Source organism: Hymenobacter piscis (genome assembly GCF_018760735.1).
Lineage (GTDB): Bacteria > Bacteroidota > Bacteroidia > Cytophagales > Hymenobacteraceae > Hymenobacter > Hymenobacter piscis.
The window spans coordinates 303,804-320,361 of record NZ_JAHHZN010000001.1; the positions used below are offsets into that span (position 1 = coordinate 303,804).

General features: G+C 60.0%; 13 protein-coding genes. 4 read left to right on the top strand and 9 right to left on the bottom strand.

Features of this window, described 5'->3' with window-relative positions; genetic code table 11:
• Nucleotides 1-4: 4 nt before the first annotated feature.
• From KLP40_RS01305 to KLP40_RS01320, 4 genes are all read right to left on the bottom strand, one after another.
• Nucleotides 5-1,486 (bottom strand): type I restriction-modification system subunit M, encoded by a 1,482-nt coding sequence (locus tag KLP40_RS01305; RefSeq protein WP_215591711.1) that lies wholly within the window; start codon nucleotides 1,484-1,486, stop codon nucleotides 5-7.
• A gap of 3 nt (nucleotides 1,487-1,489) precedes the next feature.
• Nucleotides 1,490-2,005 (bottom strand): GIY-YIG nuclease family protein, encoded by a 516-nt coding sequence (locus KLP40_RS01310; RefSeq protein ID WP_215591712.1) that lies wholly within the window; start codon nucleotides 2,003-2,005, stop codon nucleotides 1,490-1,492.
• A 388-nt stretch (nucleotides 2,006-2,393) separates the two neighbouring features.
• Nucleotides 2,394-2,921, bottom strand: a complete 528-nt coding sequence (locus tag KLP40_RS01315) for a hypothetical protein (RefSeq protein ID WP_215591713.1) — start codon at nucleotides 2,919-2,921, stop codon at nucleotides 2,394-2,396.
• Between the two features lie 110 nt (nucleotides 2,922-3,031).
• Nucleotides 3,032-3,517, bottom strand: a complete 486-nt coding sequence (locus KLP40_RS01320; RefSeq protein ID WP_215591715.1) for a hypothetical protein — start codon at nucleotides 3,515-3,517, stop codon at nucleotides 3,032-3,034.
• A 239-nt stretch (nucleotides 3,518-3,756) separates the two neighbouring features.
• On the opposite strand from KLP40_RS01320, the gene KLP40_RS01325 reads away from it, so the two are divergent.
• Complete coding sequence (locus KLP40_RS01325) at nucleotides 3,757-4,002, top strand: helix-turn-helix domain-containing protein (RefSeq protein ID WP_215591717.1); 246 nt, start codon at nucleotides 3,757-3,759, stop codon at nucleotides 4,000-4,002.
• 115 nt (nucleotides 4,003-4,117) lie between these two features.
• On the opposite strand, the gene KLP40_RS01330 is transcribed toward KLP40_RS01325, so the two are convergent.
• From KLP40_RS01330 to KLP40_RS01340, 3 genes are all read right to left on the bottom strand, one after another.
• The gene (locus KLP40_RS01330) at nucleotides 4,118-4,405 is read right to left on the bottom strand and encodes a helix-turn-helix domain-containing protein (RefSeq protein WP_215591719.1); all 288 of its coding nucleotides are present in this window, start codon (nucleotides 4,403-4,405) and stop codon (nucleotides 4,118-4,120) included.
• A 222-nt stretch (nucleotides 4,406-4,627) separates the two neighbouring features.
• Nucleotides 4,628-5,545: a hypothetical protein gene (locus tag KLP40_RS01335; RefSeq protein WP_215591721.1), complete on the bottom strand. Its 918-nt coding sequence runs from the start codon at nucleotides 5,543-5,545 to the stop codon at nucleotides 4,628-4,630.
• Nucleotides 5,545-6,750, bottom strand: coding sequence for a site-specific integrase (locus KLP40_RS01340; protein WP_215591723.1), 1,206 nt, complete (start codon nucleotides 6,748-6,750; stop codon nucleotides 5,545-5,547). Before KLP40_RS01340 ends, KLP40_RS01335 begins: the two co-directional genes overlap by 1 nt.
• Nucleotides 6,751-7,163: 413 nt before the next feature.
• Here KLP40_RS01340 and KLP40_RS01345 point away from each other — a divergent pair, with 413 nt between their 5' ends.
• From KLP40_RS01345 to KLP40_RS01355, 3 genes are all read left to right on the top strand, one after another.
• Nucleotides 7,164-8,180 carry an NAD(P)/FAD-dependent oxidoreductase gene (locus KLP40_RS01345; RefSeq protein ID WP_215591724.1) on the top strand — a complete coding sequence of 339 codons (1,017 nt, stop codon included), beginning with the start codon at nucleotides 7,164-7,166 and terminating at the stop codon, nucleotides 8,178-8,180.
• Nucleotides 8,181-8,282: 102 nt separating this feature from the next.
• Nucleotides 8,283-8,609 carry a 2Fe-2S iron-sulfur cluster-binding protein gene (locus tag KLP40_RS01350; protein ID WP_215591725.1) on the top strand — a complete coding sequence of 109 codons (327 nt, stop codon included), beginning with the start codon at nucleotides 8,283-8,285 and terminating at the stop codon, nucleotides 8,607-8,609.
• A gap of 247 nt (nucleotides 8,610-8,856) precedes the next feature.
• Nucleotides 8,857-9,594 (top strand): hypothetical protein, encoded by a 738-nt coding sequence (locus KLP40_RS01355; protein WP_215591726.1) that lies wholly within the window; start codon nucleotides 8,857-8,859, stop codon nucleotides 9,592-9,594.
• A gap of 82 nt (nucleotides 9,595-9,676) precedes the next feature.
• Here the strand turns inward: KLP40_RS01355 and KLP40_RS01360 are convergent, their stop codons facing one another.
• Together KLP40_RS01360 and KLP40_RS01365 are read right to left on the bottom strand one after the other, a co-directional pair.
• On the bottom strand, nucleotides 9,677-10,027 hold the full coding sequence (locus KLP40_RS01360) for a hypothetical protein (protein ID WP_215591727.1): 351 nt from the start codon (nucleotides 10,025-10,027) through the stop codon (nucleotides 9,677-9,679).
• Nucleotides 10,028-10,176: 149 nt separating this feature from the next.
• On the bottom strand, nucleotides 10,177-16,485 hold the full coding sequence (locus KLP40_RS01365; protein WP_215591728.1) for an alpha-2-macroglobulin family protein: 6,309 nt from the start codon (nucleotides 16,483-16,485) through the stop codon (nucleotides 10,177-10,179).
• Nucleotides 16,486-16,558: the final 73 nt, after the last annotated feature.

Consider the following 16,558-nt stretch of genomic DNA (forward strand, 5'->3'; position numbering starts at 1 on the left):
AGCATTACGCGCTTACGAAGTCACTCAACACCACCGACTTCAAATCTTCCAGCAGTTCACGCCGTTCCTCATCTAGCGCCTCAATCTGAGCGATGATGGTTTCGGGGCTTTCAAACAGCTTCTGCTCGTGCACCGTCTGCTTGTAGCGGTTGATGCTCAGGTCGTAGTTATTGCCCCGAATCTCGGCTACGGGCACCAGGAAGCTCTTGTCGGTACGCGTGCGGTCAGCTTCAGCGCCGAGATTGTGCCAGCGGGCCACTACATCGGCAATATCGTTCTGAGAAACCGGTTGGCGCTTGTCGTCCAAGCTGTACCCATCGGCTTGCATGTCGTAGAACCACACCTTGTCGGTGCCGCCCACGCCGGTTTTGGTGAAGAACAGAATGGCCGTGCTCACCCCGGCATAGGGCTTGAACACACCGGAAGGCATCGACACGACGCCCGTGAGCATGTGCTTGTCGATAAGGGTTTTTCGGATGGTCTGGTGGGCCTTGGAGTTACCGAACACCACGCCATCGGGCACGATTACGGCTGCCTGGCCGCCCAGCTGCAGTCCTTTCAGGATCAGTCCCAGAAACAGTAGTTCCGTCTTCTTACTGTCCACGATGTTGAGCAGCTTCGGATCAACTGCTTCACGGTCTAAAGAGCCTTTAAAGGGTGGGTTGGCGAGCACCACGGTCGCCTTCTCAGTGAAACCGGCGTTGTCTTCGCTCAGGGCATCCACCTGCACTAGGTGGGGGTTGTCCATACCGTGCAGCATCAGGTTCATAGCCCCGATGCGGAGCATGGTCGGGTCAAACTCGGTACCCATGAGCGCCTGTTCCTGGAAGTGCTTTTGCACGCTGGGCTTGAGTAGTTCAGCCGCGTGATGTTCCCGCAGGTACTCACCCGCTGCCACCAGAAAGCCACAGCTACCAGCTGAGGGGTCACAGATGATGTCCTCGGGACTGGGCCGCACCATGTCCACAATCATCTTGATGATGTGGCGTGGAGTGCGGAACTGGCCGTTCTGGCCGGCGCTGGCAATCTTGCTGAGCAGGTACTCGTACACGTCGCCCTTTGTATCCCGGTCGTCCATGTTGATTTCACTCAGCATGTCCACTACCTGGGCCAGCAAACGCGGGGTTGGAATCATGAAGGTGGCACCCTTCATATAGGCCGCGAAAGTGCCTTCCCGTGCTCCAAGATTCTTCAGGAAGTCGAATACCCCACCGTTACGGGTGAACAGCCGGTACATGACCTCCGGATCAGTGTTCTTGAAGTAGCTCCACCGCAACTCGTTTTCCAGCGGCAGGTAGACGGCATTCTCAATAGGCTTCTTGAGGAACGCGGCTTTCTGCTCGCGCTGGGTATGCAGATCATCCAGACGGCGGATGAAGAGCAGGTAGGTCATTTGCTCGATGACGGTGATAGGGTTGGACAGGCCTCCCGTCCAGAAGGCTTCCCACACCTTGTCAATCTTGCTTCTCAGTTCTCCGGTAATCATGGTTCAATGTGTGCGGAAAGTGTTCCACTCGGCCGTTCCCAGCTCCATGGCGGCGTACGCCTCGAAGACGTACAACTCTAAGGGGTTCTCAATTTCTACCGTCGCGACGGAAAGGCTGCGAAGGTACGCCTGGGCTTGTTGGAACGCGCTACCGAAATCAATGTTGCTCATCAGCATTCCCCTGGTGCCTACCGCAACGCCGTGCGCCTTTTTCGCCATAGCGAATGCCAGACTGGCCGCGAAATGGTCCTGCCGCGTCAGATGCTGCCGTAACCGCACAAGTACGTTTCGGGAAATGCCCACGTAGACAGGCTGTCCCTGATCGAGCAGTACGTAACACCCACTAAAGTCGGATTTTAATCCAAGATGTCTCGCCGTCTTTGCTACCCCTTGTCCAGGCTGTGAGAAGACGGACGCAGGCCACGGGTGCTGCATGGCTTCCTTCAGTCGGGTCATGTGAGCTGGCAGGATAGTCGCAGCCAGGTCAGCGAAGGAGTGGCCGCAGCCGTCGATAGACATAGGGGTATATGATAACGGGAAGCACGAGCATGCGTCCTACTTCGGCTGAATAGGTAGTGGTGGAGCGCCGGTTGCTCGCTTGGTTATGGCTCCGTGCTGTGAGTTTAGCACCCTGTTCCGGGTAATGCAAACCGCTGCTCGCAGCCCGTCAGCTACCGCGTGGCAACTGACAACCGTAACTTTCTTTCCGTCAGACTCATGGCGTCTCCACCTCGATACGAATACTGAGGAGCACACATTTTTAAAGCTCCCAGCCTATGGTTTCGGCCGCTCCCCTGACAAAGAGGGGGGGGGAGGTCGGCGGAATTGGAAGGCGGGGGGCTCTTGTGAAGGTACCCTACTGTCTCGCTCTCACGGTGGAAGAAAAACAAGGGAAGTTTAACCCTGGTTACTCCACCGGACGGCAGTAGAAGGTGAGCCTGTAGGTAGGTCCTTTTGCATAGCGTAACTCGTCTGAAGTTGCTGCGCTAGGCGACCAGAAGATATTCAACGACTTATTTCCAGACACTGCCGACCGCCAAGTCACCTTGCTAGGAGACTCCGGATCAGGAGCATCCCTAAGCGGCGGCGCTATTTGTCCGATGTATCGTGCGAAAATATAGGTTTCGGTAACGATGCCATTATCGTTGCTTCTAGGCATCTGTCCCAAGTTGGTCAACTGGTAAGCGGGAGCACCAACTGCTGCAAGTGAGTAACCAGTGTTGGTTGTATTGTATATTCTGACACCTGTTCGGCTGGTCTTTACCAGCAAATCCAGACTCCACGTCTTCACAGGTTTAAATTCAGAACCCGAGGAGGAAGCACGGCTAAGCACCACCTTGTATGCATGGTACTTCGCAGGGTACAGCAGTTGTTGTGCTTGAGTCGATAACACAGTAAACACGACAAGCAGGGTAAGAGCAGCAAGGAACTTCATACGACACTACCCACCTACTTTCCGCAGGTGGTTGTTATAATCTTGAAAAGGAGGATTAAGTGAGTTGCGCCCGGAACATTGAGCAGCAGAAAATTGACAAATTACACGTGTCACTTCTTCGCGACTAAGTTCTCATACGTGCTATAGATGCGTTCAGCAATGCTGTTACCGGCCGCAAGTCGGTAGATCAAAGCACGCATCCCCTCTACCGACTCGGGCCTCGTGAGTTTAGGATCAGACGCAAGGAGCCTTTTTGCTTGCTGCGTGTACCATACATCATTACGGGCTAGGTAATAGGCGTCATGACTGTATAATGGCACCGCGTCCTCGCCCAGGTCGGTGTCGAGGGAGAGATGTATCCAGTTTGCGAAGCGCTCCAGTGCCTGCTCCTCCACCATAGCGCCCGGTGTGTCGCTTTCGACCCAGAGCGTTGGCTGATATTGAACGAAGAGACTCTCCCACTGCTCATCCGTAATGTTCGGAAATTGGGGTTGTAAGCGTTGGCGGGCGTACGCCAGGGCCTGCTGATGAGCGTTGATGACCTGTTTGTAAGGCAATGAACCTGAATAGGAGTGATTTGGGGAAAGAGTAGACATGACGACGAGTAACGTTCTTCTGTGAGCTCACCCCGATGTTGCTCAGAGCCCTTTTTCACCGCAGCCTCGTCGCCGTGAAAAAGGGCGTGGCAGCAGACATTATAGGCTCCTGAGCTTAAAGGAGGCACTACACCACTTCTGTGCAAGCATGAGAGATACAAACGCAAGATAACACACAAAAACACATTCAAGGGCCTATGCGCCCTTAAAATCTTTCGGTGTCTGCGGCAGCTTGCCGTGTGAAAAACCCCGCAGGTGTCAAGGCTTTTGCTGAACGTTTACGCTTCCTGCGTAAGCAGCGGGGTTACTCTCAGCAGAAGCTGGCCGATATTGCCAACGTGGAGCAGTCTACCATCAAGCGTATCGAACTGACTCAACTTGCGCCCACGCTGGATTTACTCATTTCCCTTAGTCGTGCGCTTGAGCTAGAAGTGCGGGATTTAGTGGACGACCCTGCCATAACTCACTCCGATAAGGAGGTGTGAGGGCGCTGGCGACCCGCCGTGCAACTGCAGAAGTTACCAACAACCTTAAAATAGAGCCGCCGCTCCTCGTCATGATAATCATGAGTAGGGAGCGGCGGCTCTATTGGTTTCACATCTACGCCAAGGCTTTGAACGGCTCGCGGCGGTGCTTTTGTAGCATGCGGTCGATATCCTCGCGGCTGTAGTATATTTTACTACCGACTTGGCTGAATCCGAGTAAGCCTTCGTCACGCCAATTCTGCATTGTGCGGGAACAGACCTTAAGCAAAGCGGCGGCTTCCTTATTGTCGAGCCATTCGACGGTGGACTTCTGGCGCTCTTCAGTTAGTAGCTGATGGAAGAATTTGAATGTGTCTCGACGGAACTGGTCGAAAGCTTCTGTTTGGAGCATTACTACTTCCATGGGGTGGTTGTGGTTTAGGTGGTGAAGATCGGTATTGCAAAGAAACCACCTATCTAACTTCTACAAAAGCTCTGAAAATCCTACAAGTAGACAACAGGGCATCAATCTGTAGAAGAAGACTCAACTAATACACGATCATGCATCAAAAACACATTTATTCTAGTAAACACGACACACGTAAACCTGTAGATATTTCTACAGGTTTTGTAGACACTCGCTTACTTACCGCAGGAGCTTCGCAGCATGCTCGATATCGTGCTGCCTCTTCACCACTTGATTGCCATACCCTGTACACATCAGACTGTTGCTCGTAAAAGGCTCCCCCTTCCGGGATACGAAACACCCGGCTGTTATTTCCCACTTTCGTGCGAGACGCTTAGTACCAGGAGAAACGAGCTTGGACTCGATGGATTTGATGAAGTGGTGGAGTTGGTTGTTAGTACCAATCCATCTGACAGGCAGGAGCACCACCTTACCCGAAAAGAGGGTTCGAAAGTCATCTAAGCTTGTTTCCGGCGCGATGAGCTGCAGTTTGTCGCGAAGCTCGCTGAACAGGTTACCCAAACAGTGTTTTGTTAAGGGTACTACTCTATCCGCCTTGAGTCCTGACTCCCGACACACGTAATGGAAGCCGACTACATGCCCTATCTTAGATGCAGACACAGGCGTAGCGTCTGTTTCAGGTTGCAGTGGATTGTAAGAAAGCGCGTACTCGCTCAGTTCAAGCAGTGCAGCAGCAACACACGGGTATTTGGCATATAGTGGTTCACGAGCGACAATAGTCTTCCACTTCTCCAAATCGCGCATCATCTGCTTGTACGACCACTCGCGCTCCGACTTCAGTCCGGCAGTTAATCGTTCATATATGCGCTCCTTACTTTTCACCGTCTTGCGCTGAACTTCTGCACATACTTCCCGACCCAGGTCGCGTGACTCAATTTTGGCAGGAGCGCCAAAAGTCATAAAATGTTCAACCTCGTAGGTTACAGTACCCTTGTCCGGATCGTACTGTGTTCTCGGATCGACTTCGGCCATTCTCACATATTCCTCGTGAAAAGTGGTATGCCTTTCCGAAAGGCCGCCTAGCTCGATGAGGCGGGCGAAGTATTTGAGGGCTGACTTCGGTTTCTTCGTAGGCATCAGTTGAAGAGTTCCATTGCTTCGTCAAGCTTCTTGTTGATAATCTTGGCGTAGATCTGAGTCGTACGGATAGAAGAGTGTCCCATCAGTTTCGACACCTGTTCCATGGACGCGTTCTTGTTCAACGCCCTAGTGGCAAACGTATGACGAGAACTATGAAAGCTGACAGGTGTCTCAATACCCGTTCGGCTGATGATAGTCTTCAGATTTTTGTTTGCGTAAGCGGTGGCTGATGAAATTGCCTTGTACAATACACGAGGATCGGAGTAATCAGTGTCCGAATTGAAGAAGGGAAAGATGTACGTCGACTTCTTTTGTTCACCTTGTCGGTAGTACTGCAGAATCTCCAGCGCCTTGTTTGGCAAAAAGATCGACACTGGGTCACCTGTCTTATGCATTGCTAAGCGGATATGGGTACCTGAGAAGTTTCCCCATTTGAGTTGGAGTAGATCGGAGATACGTAATCCTCCTGCGTAGGTCGCAAAAACGAACAGGTTGCGGTGATGCCACAGCTTGCTGCCCTCCTTGAGGGGAAGCTGAACGATCAACTCCAACTCTTCCTCTGTGAGAAATGATTTGTTCGTCTTCTCCTGCTTAATCTTCCATTTCCGAAACGGGTTACGCTCGTACGACACTAAGTCTTCCCCCATGGCGTCATTGAAGAGTTTTCTGAATATCTTGATATTGGAGTAGATGGTATTCACAGAGTTACCCAACTCATCCCGCAGATGCGCTTCGTACTGATTCAGGAAGTTGACTGTAACTTCATCAAAGAGAAGGTCACTCGTTCCAAGGAACGATTTGAGCTTGGAGTAAACGGCTGTTGCCTTACTCATGGTGCTGATCTTTCCTTGCTTCTCTAGAGCAGTAAGGTACTGAGCGAAGTACTTTAAAAAACTCCCCGTCGATTGCCCCATGATGACCTTCTTGATCTGCACTGGAGACACAAACTTCGACTCTCGCTGCAAATCGAGAGCGACTCCCTCTGCCTCAGCAACTTTCGTGGCAATGAACGCATTTGTGCGCCCCATATTCGGGTGTGACTTCTTAACCTTACACAGGTCGCTGTTCCAATCCTGCGGCTTCACACGAAGTCCGATGGAGATGTATTTCGACTTCCTGTCCTTGATAATTCGCAGGTACACGGGAGCTTCACCAGCCTTGTTTATCTTCTCTTCCTTGAGGATTACCTTTACACTTGCCATGCCCTAGGTATGATGGTTGCAGCTCAAAAATACTCAAAACATGCACGAGGTAAAACATCAGGTAAAACATCGGTGTCATTTTCGTACAAATACTTACTCTCACCTACCAAGCCACATGCTCTAGAAACGCGCTTTACGTGTAAATACAAGGAATCACAAAGGAATAGAGTGTAAATGCCGGAGTCCTTACACGACCACGAAAGGCTCTCAGCACTCCGCTGAGAGCCTTTTTTGTTGCTCCTGCGGCCCCCGCGGCGGCACATGCCAATGGCTGGCGGCGGGCTGCCTATCTTTGCGGCCGCGTAGCGCCCGTTCGTCGTCTTTGTGGGCTGCTGAGCCAACGATTTGACCGTTTGGGTTGTTACGCGTGCGGCCCCCGTGGGCCGGGATGTTTCGTTTTTCGCTGTTCGTACATGACCAATTCTATTTCCACCGATATCTGCATTATCGGGGCCGGCCCGGTGGGGCTGTTTGCTGTGTTTGAAGCCGGATTGCTGAAGCTGCGTTGCCACGTGGTGGATGCCCTGCCCCAGGTGGGCGGTCAGCTCTCGGAAATCTACCCCAAGAAGCCCATCTACGACATCCCGGGCTTCCCGGAAGTGCTGGCCGGCGACCTGGTGAGCAACCTGATGCGGCAGATTGAGCCCTTCCACCCCACCTTCACGCTGGGCGAGCGGGTGGAAGGCTACCGCAAGCTGGAGGATGGTTCGTTCATTGTGAATACCATCGACGGCACCGAAATCCACTGCAAGGCCATTGCCATTGCCGGCGGCCTGGGCTCGTTTGAGCCCCGCAAGCCCGCCATCGAGGACCTGACCACCTTTGAGGGCGGCAAGGGCGTGTACTACATGGTGCGCGACCCCGAAACGTTCCGCGACCAGCGCCTCGTCATTGCCGGCGGCGGCGACTCGGCCCTGGACTGGACTATTTTCCTGGCCGACGTGGCCAAGGAAGTGACCCTGGTGCACCGCGGTACCAGCTTCCGCGGGGCCGCCGACTCGGCCGAGAAGGTGCAGAAGCTCCACGAGGCCGGCCGGGTAAAACTGGTGCTGAGCAGCAACGTGACCCACGTGCACGGCAACGGCCGCCTGAACGCGGTAACCATCACGGCCAACGGCGGCGACGCCGAGCAGGTGGCCGTCGACTCGTTTATTCCGCTCTTCGGCCTCACCCCCAAGCTCGGCCCGATCGGCGACTGGGGCCTGGAGCTGGAGTCTGACGCCGTGAAGGTGAACACCGTGGACTACTCCACCTCCGAGCCCGGCATCTACGCCATCGGCGACATCAACACCTACCCCGGCAAGCTCAAGCTCATTCTCTGCGGCTTCCACGAGGCCGCCCTCATGTGCCAGGGCGCGTTCAAGTACATGTTCCCCGACAAGAAGTACACCCTCAAATACACCACCGTCAACGGGGTGCCCACTTTGTAGGAGCTAGAAGTCAGGAGCTAGAAGATAGAATGGCGTTCAATTCACTGTAAAGCTGTTTTTTTTTCCAGCTCCTAACTCCTGTCTCCTAACTTCTCAAAAATCATGACCGACGAAGTACGCGTGTACGTGGAGGAGGCTCCGGGCCACCGCCACGAGATTACCGCCCCCACCGATATGGGGCTGAGCCTGATGGAAATCATGAAGGCCGATGGCTACGACATTCAGGCTACCTGCGGCGGCATGGCCCTGTGCGGCACCTGCCACGTAGAAGTGCTGGCCGGCCCCGAGCTGCCCGAACCCTCCGACGACGAGCTGGCCATGCTCGAAAGCCTGCCCGTGATGACCCAGGGCAGCCGCCTTTCCTGCCAGATCCGCCTGACCCCGCGTCTGGATGGGCTGGTAGTGCGCCTCCTGCCCCAGGACGCATAGCACGCCCTGGGCTACTTACCCGAAGCCGGCCCTGTGGGGCCGGCTTTTTGTTTTTATCGGCCGGCACACGGAATACGCAAAGTCCCCGTTACAGGTCTTTATGGTTAGGTCATTCCAGCACTTTATGCTCTCTTATCGATGCCTTCTGACAGGCAGCACCTTATGGGTGATGCTCCCACAAGTAGGCACCGCCCAGCAAGGGCCCCTGCTAAGTCTGAGTACCGGCGTGGCTCTTTCCCAAGCGACCATGCAACGTTACGCCGCCACGCCCCGCAGCTTCCGGCCCGAACATGGTTTGGCATTAGCAGCCGGGTTGCGGTTCTCGTATCCGGTCAGCCCGCACTGGGCGCTTGAAATAGCGCAGGAGGTGGCCGATTTGCAGCCGGGTGTGCGGTACCGAATTCCGAATAGCAGCGGGTCATCCGGGGTTGGGGCCCGGGCGGTGCTCCACACCGGAGTGACCGTACGCCGCCTCAATCTGTGGCAGATCAGCCCCCGCATGCAGCTAGATGCAGCCCTGACGGGGGCGTACGCCTGGCTGGCCCGCCCCTACCGCAGCGACTACATAGGTTCCTGGTTTTCGCCCCAGCAGACGCAGCCCACCTTCAGCCAGCCAATAGCGGAGTGGACGACCCGGCAGCGTCATCGTGCCACGGTGCTGCTCGGGGGTGAGGCTCGGTTGCAGTGTACCCTAGATACGCGCCACAGCCTCCTGCTTAGCCTGGGCTACAACCGGGGGCTGCGCACCCTAGTGGAATCCCGCTCCCAGCAGTTGCTCTACCTCGACGACCACGGTCAGGTCCAATCGGGCGGCTTCGTGTTGCGCAACCGCGGCTCCTACGCTACCCTTCAATTGGGCTACGGCTGGCAACTTGTTAACCCGGCGGGTAAAGTCACCACCCATACGCCCCGCTACGGCCGATTACCGGCGCTATCCGCCGAACCGGAGGCACCGCCGGTGTATTTCGAGCCAGTGGAGGAGTAACATTATACCACCCACTTTACCGTACAAAAAAAGCGCCGCCCCATTCCGGGCGGCGCTTTTTGTTGGTACACGTTGGGCCGACCTACCGACGGCCGGATGCTTTGCGCTTGACCACCGTCTTACGGGTTTCGGCGGGCACTGCGGCCGCTTCCGGAGCCTTGGTCGGGTTTTCTTCGGTAGAAGCGGTAGCCGTCTGGGCGGCGGCTTCGGCTTCGGCCTTGCGGGCGGCTTCTTCCACGGCCTCCAGGGCGGCGGCACGCTTGCGGCGGGTGGGCATTAGAAAATCCCGCTCGGCGCGCTCCTGGGCCGAGAGTTCTTCCTCGCCGGGCAGGCTGGTGGGCGTGATAGTAGCCGACGTTTTGGCTTCGTCCTGGGCGTGGGCAGAGGCGCTGCCCAGCAGCAGCACGGATACTAGTATTACGAGTTTACGCATCGATTTTAGTGCTTTCTGGCTGGTAAACGAGTGGCAAAGATACTATTTCCGCTTCCAAGTCTCAACTCCAGTTCCGGGCAGATACCCGCAATGCAGCCTATCTGGCCGTATTCGCCGAAAATATACCCATCGCCCATCAACGCCGAATCCTATTTCTGCTCCGCAATACGCACCCGCGTACCGGCCGAGTGGGTCGTGAACTCGGGGGCGTAGAGGCACTGGAGCTGCGAGAGGCCGCCGCTGAAATTGCCCGCCTGCGCCGCCCGCAGCCGGTACTCGAAGGTGTGGGTGCCCTTGGGGAAAAAGCCAATGAAAAAGTTGGTGGCCGCGTCGCGGGGGTTCTCGTAATAGCCCAGCCCGTTCTGGTAGCGGTAGCCGCTGGTCTGCCCGATGAGCTCCAGGCCGGCGGCGCGCTGGTCCTTGAGGTGCACGTATTCCAGGTCGCGGTCGGCGCGCAGCACCAAGCGCACTACCAGCACGTCGCCCACCCGCAGAGGGCTGGCGGGCGTGAGGGGCTCGAGCACGGGGCCGGCGGCGGTGCGCTGCTCGCGGTAAAGCTGGCGTTCCAGACTCAGACCGGTGGCGGCGGGCGTAATCTTATCGAGCTGCTCGAAATACTGCCAGTAGAGGGCACCCCAGGCCACGCCGGCATCGGGCTTGCGCACCGTCACGCGGCCCTGAGCGGGCTTGATGTCGGCGGCGGGCCAGCTGATTTTGTAGTAGCCGGTGCCGGCCTGCTGGCGGGTGGGCTGGGCGGGCTGCCCCCCTACCGTGACCACCAGGGGCTCGGCGGCGGGTTTGAGCCAGTCGGAGCCGCGCAGCAGCAGGGCGTAGCAGGCGTCGGCGGTGGCGCGGGTGCTGGGCCAGCTCTGCACCTGCTTCTGCTTGAGCAGCCAGAGCTTCATCTCGTCCACGGCGCGCTGGTCGTTGGCTACTTCGTCGAAGGCCTCGATGAGGGTGGCCTGGGTTTCGGTGGGGGCCTCGCGCCAGTAGTAGCCGGGGCGCACATCTTTCCAGTACATACCCAGCTCCTCGTGGTGCAGGGCGTTTTCGCGCAGGGCCGTCAGGATTTGGGCGGCGGGGGCGGGCGTTTGGGCGCGGTGCAGGGCCAGCGCGAGCTGGGCCTGGAGGTAGCGGGTGCGGCCGGGCCAGTAGGTGGCGCCCTGCTGCTGGTAGTAGCCGTAAGCCGCCCGGGCCGCCTGGGCCACGGCCACGGAAGGCCAGAAGCTGCGGGCGTACTGGGCCTGCACCTGGAGGTCGGTGAGGTGGTCGGCTTTCAGGTCAACCTTGGTCTGCTTGCGCAGGCGGGCGTAGTCCTGCTGCAATTCGCCGTCGAGGTAGGCCAGGGCGCTTTGCAGCAGCGGGCGGGCCTGCTCGTCCTGCAGGGCATCGAAGGCGCCCAGCTTGTGCAGCTTGCCGAAGCCGGCCACGATGAGCTGGGTGATGTAGCGGTCGGCGGGCATGCGCTCAAACCAGGGGAAGGCGCCGTCGGGCAGCTGCAGCTGGCGGAGCTTGGCCAGGGCGCGGGCCGTTTCGGCCTGGAGGCGGGGTTCGTCGAAGAGCTCGGCCAGGCGGCGCATCCGCTCGGTTTCGTTCTGGGCGTCGCGCACCCAGGGCGTTTCCTGGAGCAGCAGGGCTTTCAGCTCCTGGTTTTGCTCCAGCTTGCTGGTGAGGGCAGCCTTGTCGCCAGCCTGGGCAGCGCGCTGCCACTCGGCCAGGGTGGTTTTCAGGGCCGGACTGCTGCGCAGGATTTTGGCCGCCAGCAGGTTGGCGTAGAGGCGCGAGAAGGTCTGCTCCGCGCACTCGTAGGGGTACTCCATCAGGTAGGGCAGCGCCTGCACGGCGTACCAGGCCGGGTTGGGCGTCATTTCCAGCGTGAGCGAGTAGTTGCGCCGGGTGCTGGAGGTGGTGCTGGTGAGCTTCCGCAGCTCAAACTCCCGGGTCGCCGGCCCCACCACGGGCAGCGGCAGGCTTTCGGTGATGAGCAAGCGGTTGGGCAGCACCGGCAGCGTGTTCTGCTCGCCGTCTTCGATGGTTGTCAGTTGTTGGTTGTCAGTTGTCGGTTTGTTCTGGCGGCGGCGCTGGCGCTTTTCTTTGCCTGACAACTGCTCACTGACAACTGACAACTCCCCCCTGGCTACCACTTTGTAGGTAATGGCCTCCAGGGGCAGCTGGCCCTCGGCGGTTTCGGGGAGGGTGAGGTTCCAGCTCAAGGCCTGGCTCTGGTTGCCTTTGAGGTCGAAGGGAAGCTGGGCGGGGCTTTTCAGCAGTTGGGCTTCGAGGGGCTGCTGGGTGCGGGCGTCGAGCAGGAAGAGCTGGGCGGTGCCAGCCAGGGCGTCGGCGGTGAGGTTGCTGAGCTTGGCCTGGAAGGTAAGCTGGTCGCCCTCGCGGAAGAAGCGCGGGGCGTTGGCCGTGATTTGCAGCTTCTTCTGGGTCACGAGCTCCCGCTGGAGCAGGCCGGTGCGAAGCTGGTGGTCGTGGGCCAGGGTCAGCAGCTGCCAGCGCGTCACGGCCTCGGGCATCTGGAATTCGAGCACGGTTTCGCCCTGGGCGTTGGTACGCAGCGCGGGCAGCCAGAAGGCCGTTTCCCGGAAGTCGGTACGGGCCTGCACGTTGCTCAGGTTGGGCTGGGAGGCGGGTTGGGTGGGCGCACCGGCAGCACCGGTACGAATCTCCTCATCTCGTTTAATAACCGGAGCCGCAAACTTGGCGGAGCGCACGGCCATCGTAGCTGTAGCCCCAGGCACTCCGGCCGATTCTAACCCGGCCAAATCCGCCGCGTTATCGGTATTACCCCTAACAGTTTGGGTTGCTACTACTCGGCCTCGCAACTCCTGCTGGTCCGGAATTTCATCGTAGCCGCCGTAGCCCCACATATTGAGGTGCGGATACGCCACTTCGCCGGGTCCCTGAATGTAGGGCTGCGCGTTAAACAATTCTGCGCCCTCTTCCACCCCGAACCGACCCTGCCAGGCCAGCGTGGCAGGCGAATAGGGCTGGGGAAATTCCAACGGCGCGAAACCGTGGGGGCGGAAAACGTCCAGCGACTTGTCGTAGAGCGTGGCCAGTAGCTCGGCGTCGGCGGGCTTGCCGTCGGTCTGGTGGATGGTAACGCGCCAGGTTTCCTTTTGGCCGGGCTGGAGCTTGTCGCGGAAGGTGTCAATGCTGAGCACCAGCGGCGCGGGCGGCGTGGCTACCTGCACGGCGGCCGTGTGGAGGTAGAGGCGGTTGTCGCGCACCTGGGTGAAGTGCACGTAGAGCTGGGTTTCGCCGAGGGCGGCGGGCACGGGTACTTCCACCACGCGCTGCTCGCCGGCGGCCAGCGTGAGCCACTCGGCGCGCAGGGTTTCGCCTTTGGCCTCGGCTTGCACCAGCACACGGGCTCCTTCGACGGAGCTGCCCACCAGGAAGCGGGCGGTCTGGCCCGGCCGGATGCTGTCCTGCAGGGCCACGAACCAGTCCGGGATGGGCACGGGCAGGCGGGTGGCGGCGGGGTCGAAGAGGGTGAACAGCTGCTCGGCGCGCGGGGCGGGCGGGCCGGCGGTTACCGCGGCGGCCGTGGCTTCGAGCAGGTAGCGGCCGGGCTCCTGGCGGGCCAGCTGGGCAGTAAGCTCGGGCAGCAGCGGCGTTTTATCGGTATCGAAGGCCTGGGTGAGCACCAGCGTACGGGCCCAGGTGCTGTCGTGGTCCTCGGGCCCGTAGGCATCGAGCGGGAAGCGGCGGCGGAACTCCTCCGCGCTCAGGGCCTCGCGCTCGGGCCGCTCCCAGAGGCGAGGACGGAAGGCCCGGGCGGGCGGCGTGAGGCGGTAGAGGCGCAGCTGCCCCTGCGCGGGCAGGGCCTCGCCGGTGGCGTTGGTACTAAGCAGGCGCAACTCGGGCAATTCGGTGCGGTTGAGTTGCTCGGGCACGTCCAGGCGCAACGTCAGGGCCTCTGTGCCGAGGCTGACGCGCTGCTCCCCGGTGCGGGTTTCGCCGGCCGCGTCGGTCACGTCGGCCGTTACCTCGAACACGTAGCCGGGGAGCCCGGGCCCGCGCTTACCGCCCGCGGCGGTTTCGCCCGCCTGGGCCACGAACGTGACGGCGAAACCGCCCGCCGAATCGGTGCGGGCCGTGCCGGCGGCAATTTCCTGCTCCGGCGCGCCGCCCCCGTAGAAGCCGCGCCCGAAGTAGGGCCAGAATGTGCGCCGCACCACCCGGTAGTTCACGGCGGCCCCATCCACGGGCTGGCCGGCGTAGGCGGTGGCCGTGCCGCGCACCGTCACGCGCTGCCCCAGCACGGGCGTACCCGTCACCGGCGCAAACGTCACCTGGAACGTCGGCCGCTTGTAGTCTTCGACGGCGAAATCGATTTGCCCGCCGTTATCCGACTCATCCGCAACCAACGTCATCTGGCCGTTCAGCAAACCGATTGGCAACACAAAAGAGCCGTGGAAAGAGCCAAACGTATTGGTCTGGAATTCGGCCCGTTGCACGACCTGACCATTGACATCGTGGAGCTCCACGGTTTCCTTGAAATTGGCCAGCACCTTTGTCTTGCCTTTCCGCTGGGCTGCAACAATTCCCTTGAAGTACACCGTTTGCCCGGGGCGGTAGATAGCCCGGTCGGTGTACAGGAAGGTGCGGCTTTCGAATTCATCATCCTCCTCCAATTGGCTGCGGCGGGAGCTATAGTAGCCCATGTTCTCCGTCATCAGCAATGAGTCCGGGGCCTGAGTGAATAGGGCGGCTTCCAGCTGGGTGTTTTCGCCCACCAGCTTCACGGGAATCTGGGCCTGCCCCTCGGCGCTGGTGGTCCGGACTTCGCCGCGCCGCCGTTGGTACTCGCGTTTGGACTGGTCGTAGAACTGGAAAAACGGTAGCACCCGCACGCCGGCCAGGGGCGCGCCGGTCTGGCGGTGGAGCACCAGCAGCTCGGGGCCGTCGGCAGCGGGGGCGCTGCGGCGCACGTAGCTCAGCGCGCTCACCTGCACCTGGCTGGTAACCGTGACGGTGCCGGGCTGCTCTTTGGTGGGGTTATCGGGCGCGGTGCTCAGCACGATGAGGTACTGGCCCAGCGGCAGGGCCGGACCGGCCTGCTGCACGGTGTGGCTCCGGAAATCTTGGGGGCCGGGCACGTCCAGGGTCCAGGCGGCGGCGGGGGTGGCGGCCAGGGCGCGGGCGTAGCGCTGCTGCCAGGTTTTGTTCTCGTACAGCTCGGGCCGTTCCAGCTGCCGCAGCACCTGGGCGCTGCGGAGGCGGTAGGCGGTGGCGTAAAGGCGTGGGGCGTTGCGCACGGTCAGCTTCAGCAGCCAGGGCTGGTTCGGCAGCAGCACGTCTTCGGTGGTGAAGCTCAGGTCCACGCGCTCCAGCTGGCGGCGCAGGGCGGCGGCCTGCTGGGCACCCCGGGTTTTGGGAAACTGCTTTTCCACGGCCAGGGCCAGGGCGTGGGCCTTGGCCGGGTCCTCTTCCTGCCAGGTCGCCGCCTCGGCCGCCCGGAATTCGGCGGCCATGGGCAGGGCCTGGTAGGTTTCGGCGGCCCGGGCCAGGGCGGCGCGGTAGAGCGCGGCCTTGTTTTCCAGCGCGGCGTGCTGATTCACGAACTCCAGGCGCTGAAAATCGGCGTCGGCCCGGGCCGTGGGGTTGGCTTTGTCGGTCAGGCGGAAGGCCAGCAGCTGCTGAAGTACCCGCAGGGCGTGGAACTGGCCGTTGAGCGAGTCGGCATCCGGGGCGGCCAGCTTCAGGCGGGCAAATTCGGCGGCCGGAGCGAACAAGGCGGCATCGGTGAGGCGGAACTGCTCGGCGGGGCGGGTGATGTATAGCTCATCGTTGCTGAGGCCCTCCACGGCCCGGAAGGCCAGCAAATCGAAGAGCGTGGGGCGGCGCTGGCGGCCCTCGGCGTCGGCGCCGCGGGTGAGGTAGCCCAGGTCCGCGAGTTTGAGCTGCTGCTGGCGGCGGGGCTCATCCTGGGTGGAGGCCCGGTAGTGGCGGACCACGGCGGCCCCGAGGCGGGTGGCGTCCCAGGTCCGCAGGTCCTGGCGGCTCTGGTCGGCGGTATCGGGCTTAGTGCGGGTGCGGTCGTAGAGCTGGTAGCGGTGCTGCTGGTAGTAGCGGGCGTAGAGCTGGGCCAGAAGGCTGTGCAGCACCGGCCGGGCCGGAAACCGGGCCGTTTGCAGGTCCTTTTCCAGCAGCGCAATGGCCTGGTAGTCGGCCTCTTCCTCTTTATTTTCCAGCAGGCGCAGCTTATAAAGCAACGTGCGCACGTACTCGGGCGCGGCCTCGGGCCGGCGGCGGGCCTGCTGGTAGAGGGGCTCGAGCAGCTTCCCGGCCGAAGCCGTCTGGTCCTTGGCCAGCAGCTGGTCGATTTTCTTCCAGGTGGCCGCGTTCGGGCCGCCGGGGCCACCCGCGGCAGGCGTATTCTGCGACGAACCGGGGGTCAGGAGCATGAGCAGGGCAAACAGGCTTAACAGGAAAGGGCGCATAGCAGCAGAACGAATGAGCGAGGCAAGTTGGTAAAAACCTGATGCCGCGCCGCGCCGGATTCCACACGCTGAC

Bases quoted from the DNA above. Each gene is read 5' to 3' on its own strand.
- KLP40_RS01305 (WP_215591711.1), bottom strand. From the start codon at position 1,486: ATGATTACCGGAGAACTGAGAAGCAAGATTGACAAGGTGTGGGAAGCC.
- KLP40_RS01310 (WP_215591712.1), bottom strand. From the start codon at position 2,005: ATGTCTATCGACGGCTGCGGCCACTCCTTCGCTGACCTGGCTGCGACT.
- KLP40_RS01315 (WP_215591713.1), bottom strand. From the start codon at position 2,921: ATGAAGTTCCTTGCTGCTCTTACCCTGCTTGTCGTGTTTACTGTGTTA.
- KLP40_RS01320 (WP_215591715.1), bottom strand. From the start codon at position 3,517: ATGTCTACTCTTTCCCCAAATCACTCCTATTCAGGTTCATTGCCTTAC.
- KLP40_RS01330 (WP_215591719.1), bottom strand. From the start codon at position 4,405: ATGGAAGTAGTAATGCTCCAAACAGAAGCTTTCGACCAGTTCCGTCGA.
- KLP40_RS01335 (WP_215591721.1), bottom strand. From the start codon at position 5,545: ATGCCTACGAAGAAACCGAAGTCAGCCCTCAAATACTTCGCCCGCCTC.
- KLP40_RS01340 (WP_215591723.1), bottom strand. From the start codon at position 6,750: ATGGCAAGTGTAAAGGTAATCCTCAAGGAAGAGAAGATAAACAAGGCT.
- KLP40_RS01345 (WP_215591724.1), top strand. From the start codon at position 7,164: ATGACCAATTCTATTTCCACCGATATCTGCATTATCGGGGCCGGCCCG.
- KLP40_RS01350 (WP_215591725.1), top strand. From the start codon at position 8,283: ATGACCGACGAAGTACGCGTGTACGTGGAGGAGGCTCCGGGCCACCGC.
- KLP40_RS01355 (WP_215591726.1), top strand. From the start codon at position 8,857: ATGCAACGTTACGCCGCCACGCCCCGCAGCTTCCGGCCCGAACATGGT.
- KLP40_RS01360 (WP_215591727.1), bottom strand. From the start codon at position 10,027: ATGCGTAAACTCGTAATACTAGTATCCGTGCTGCTGCTGGGCAGCGCC.
- KLP40_RS01365 (WP_215591728.1), bottom strand. From the start codon at position 16,485: ATGCGCCCTTTCCTGTTAAGCCTGTTTGCCCTGCTCATGCTCCTGACC.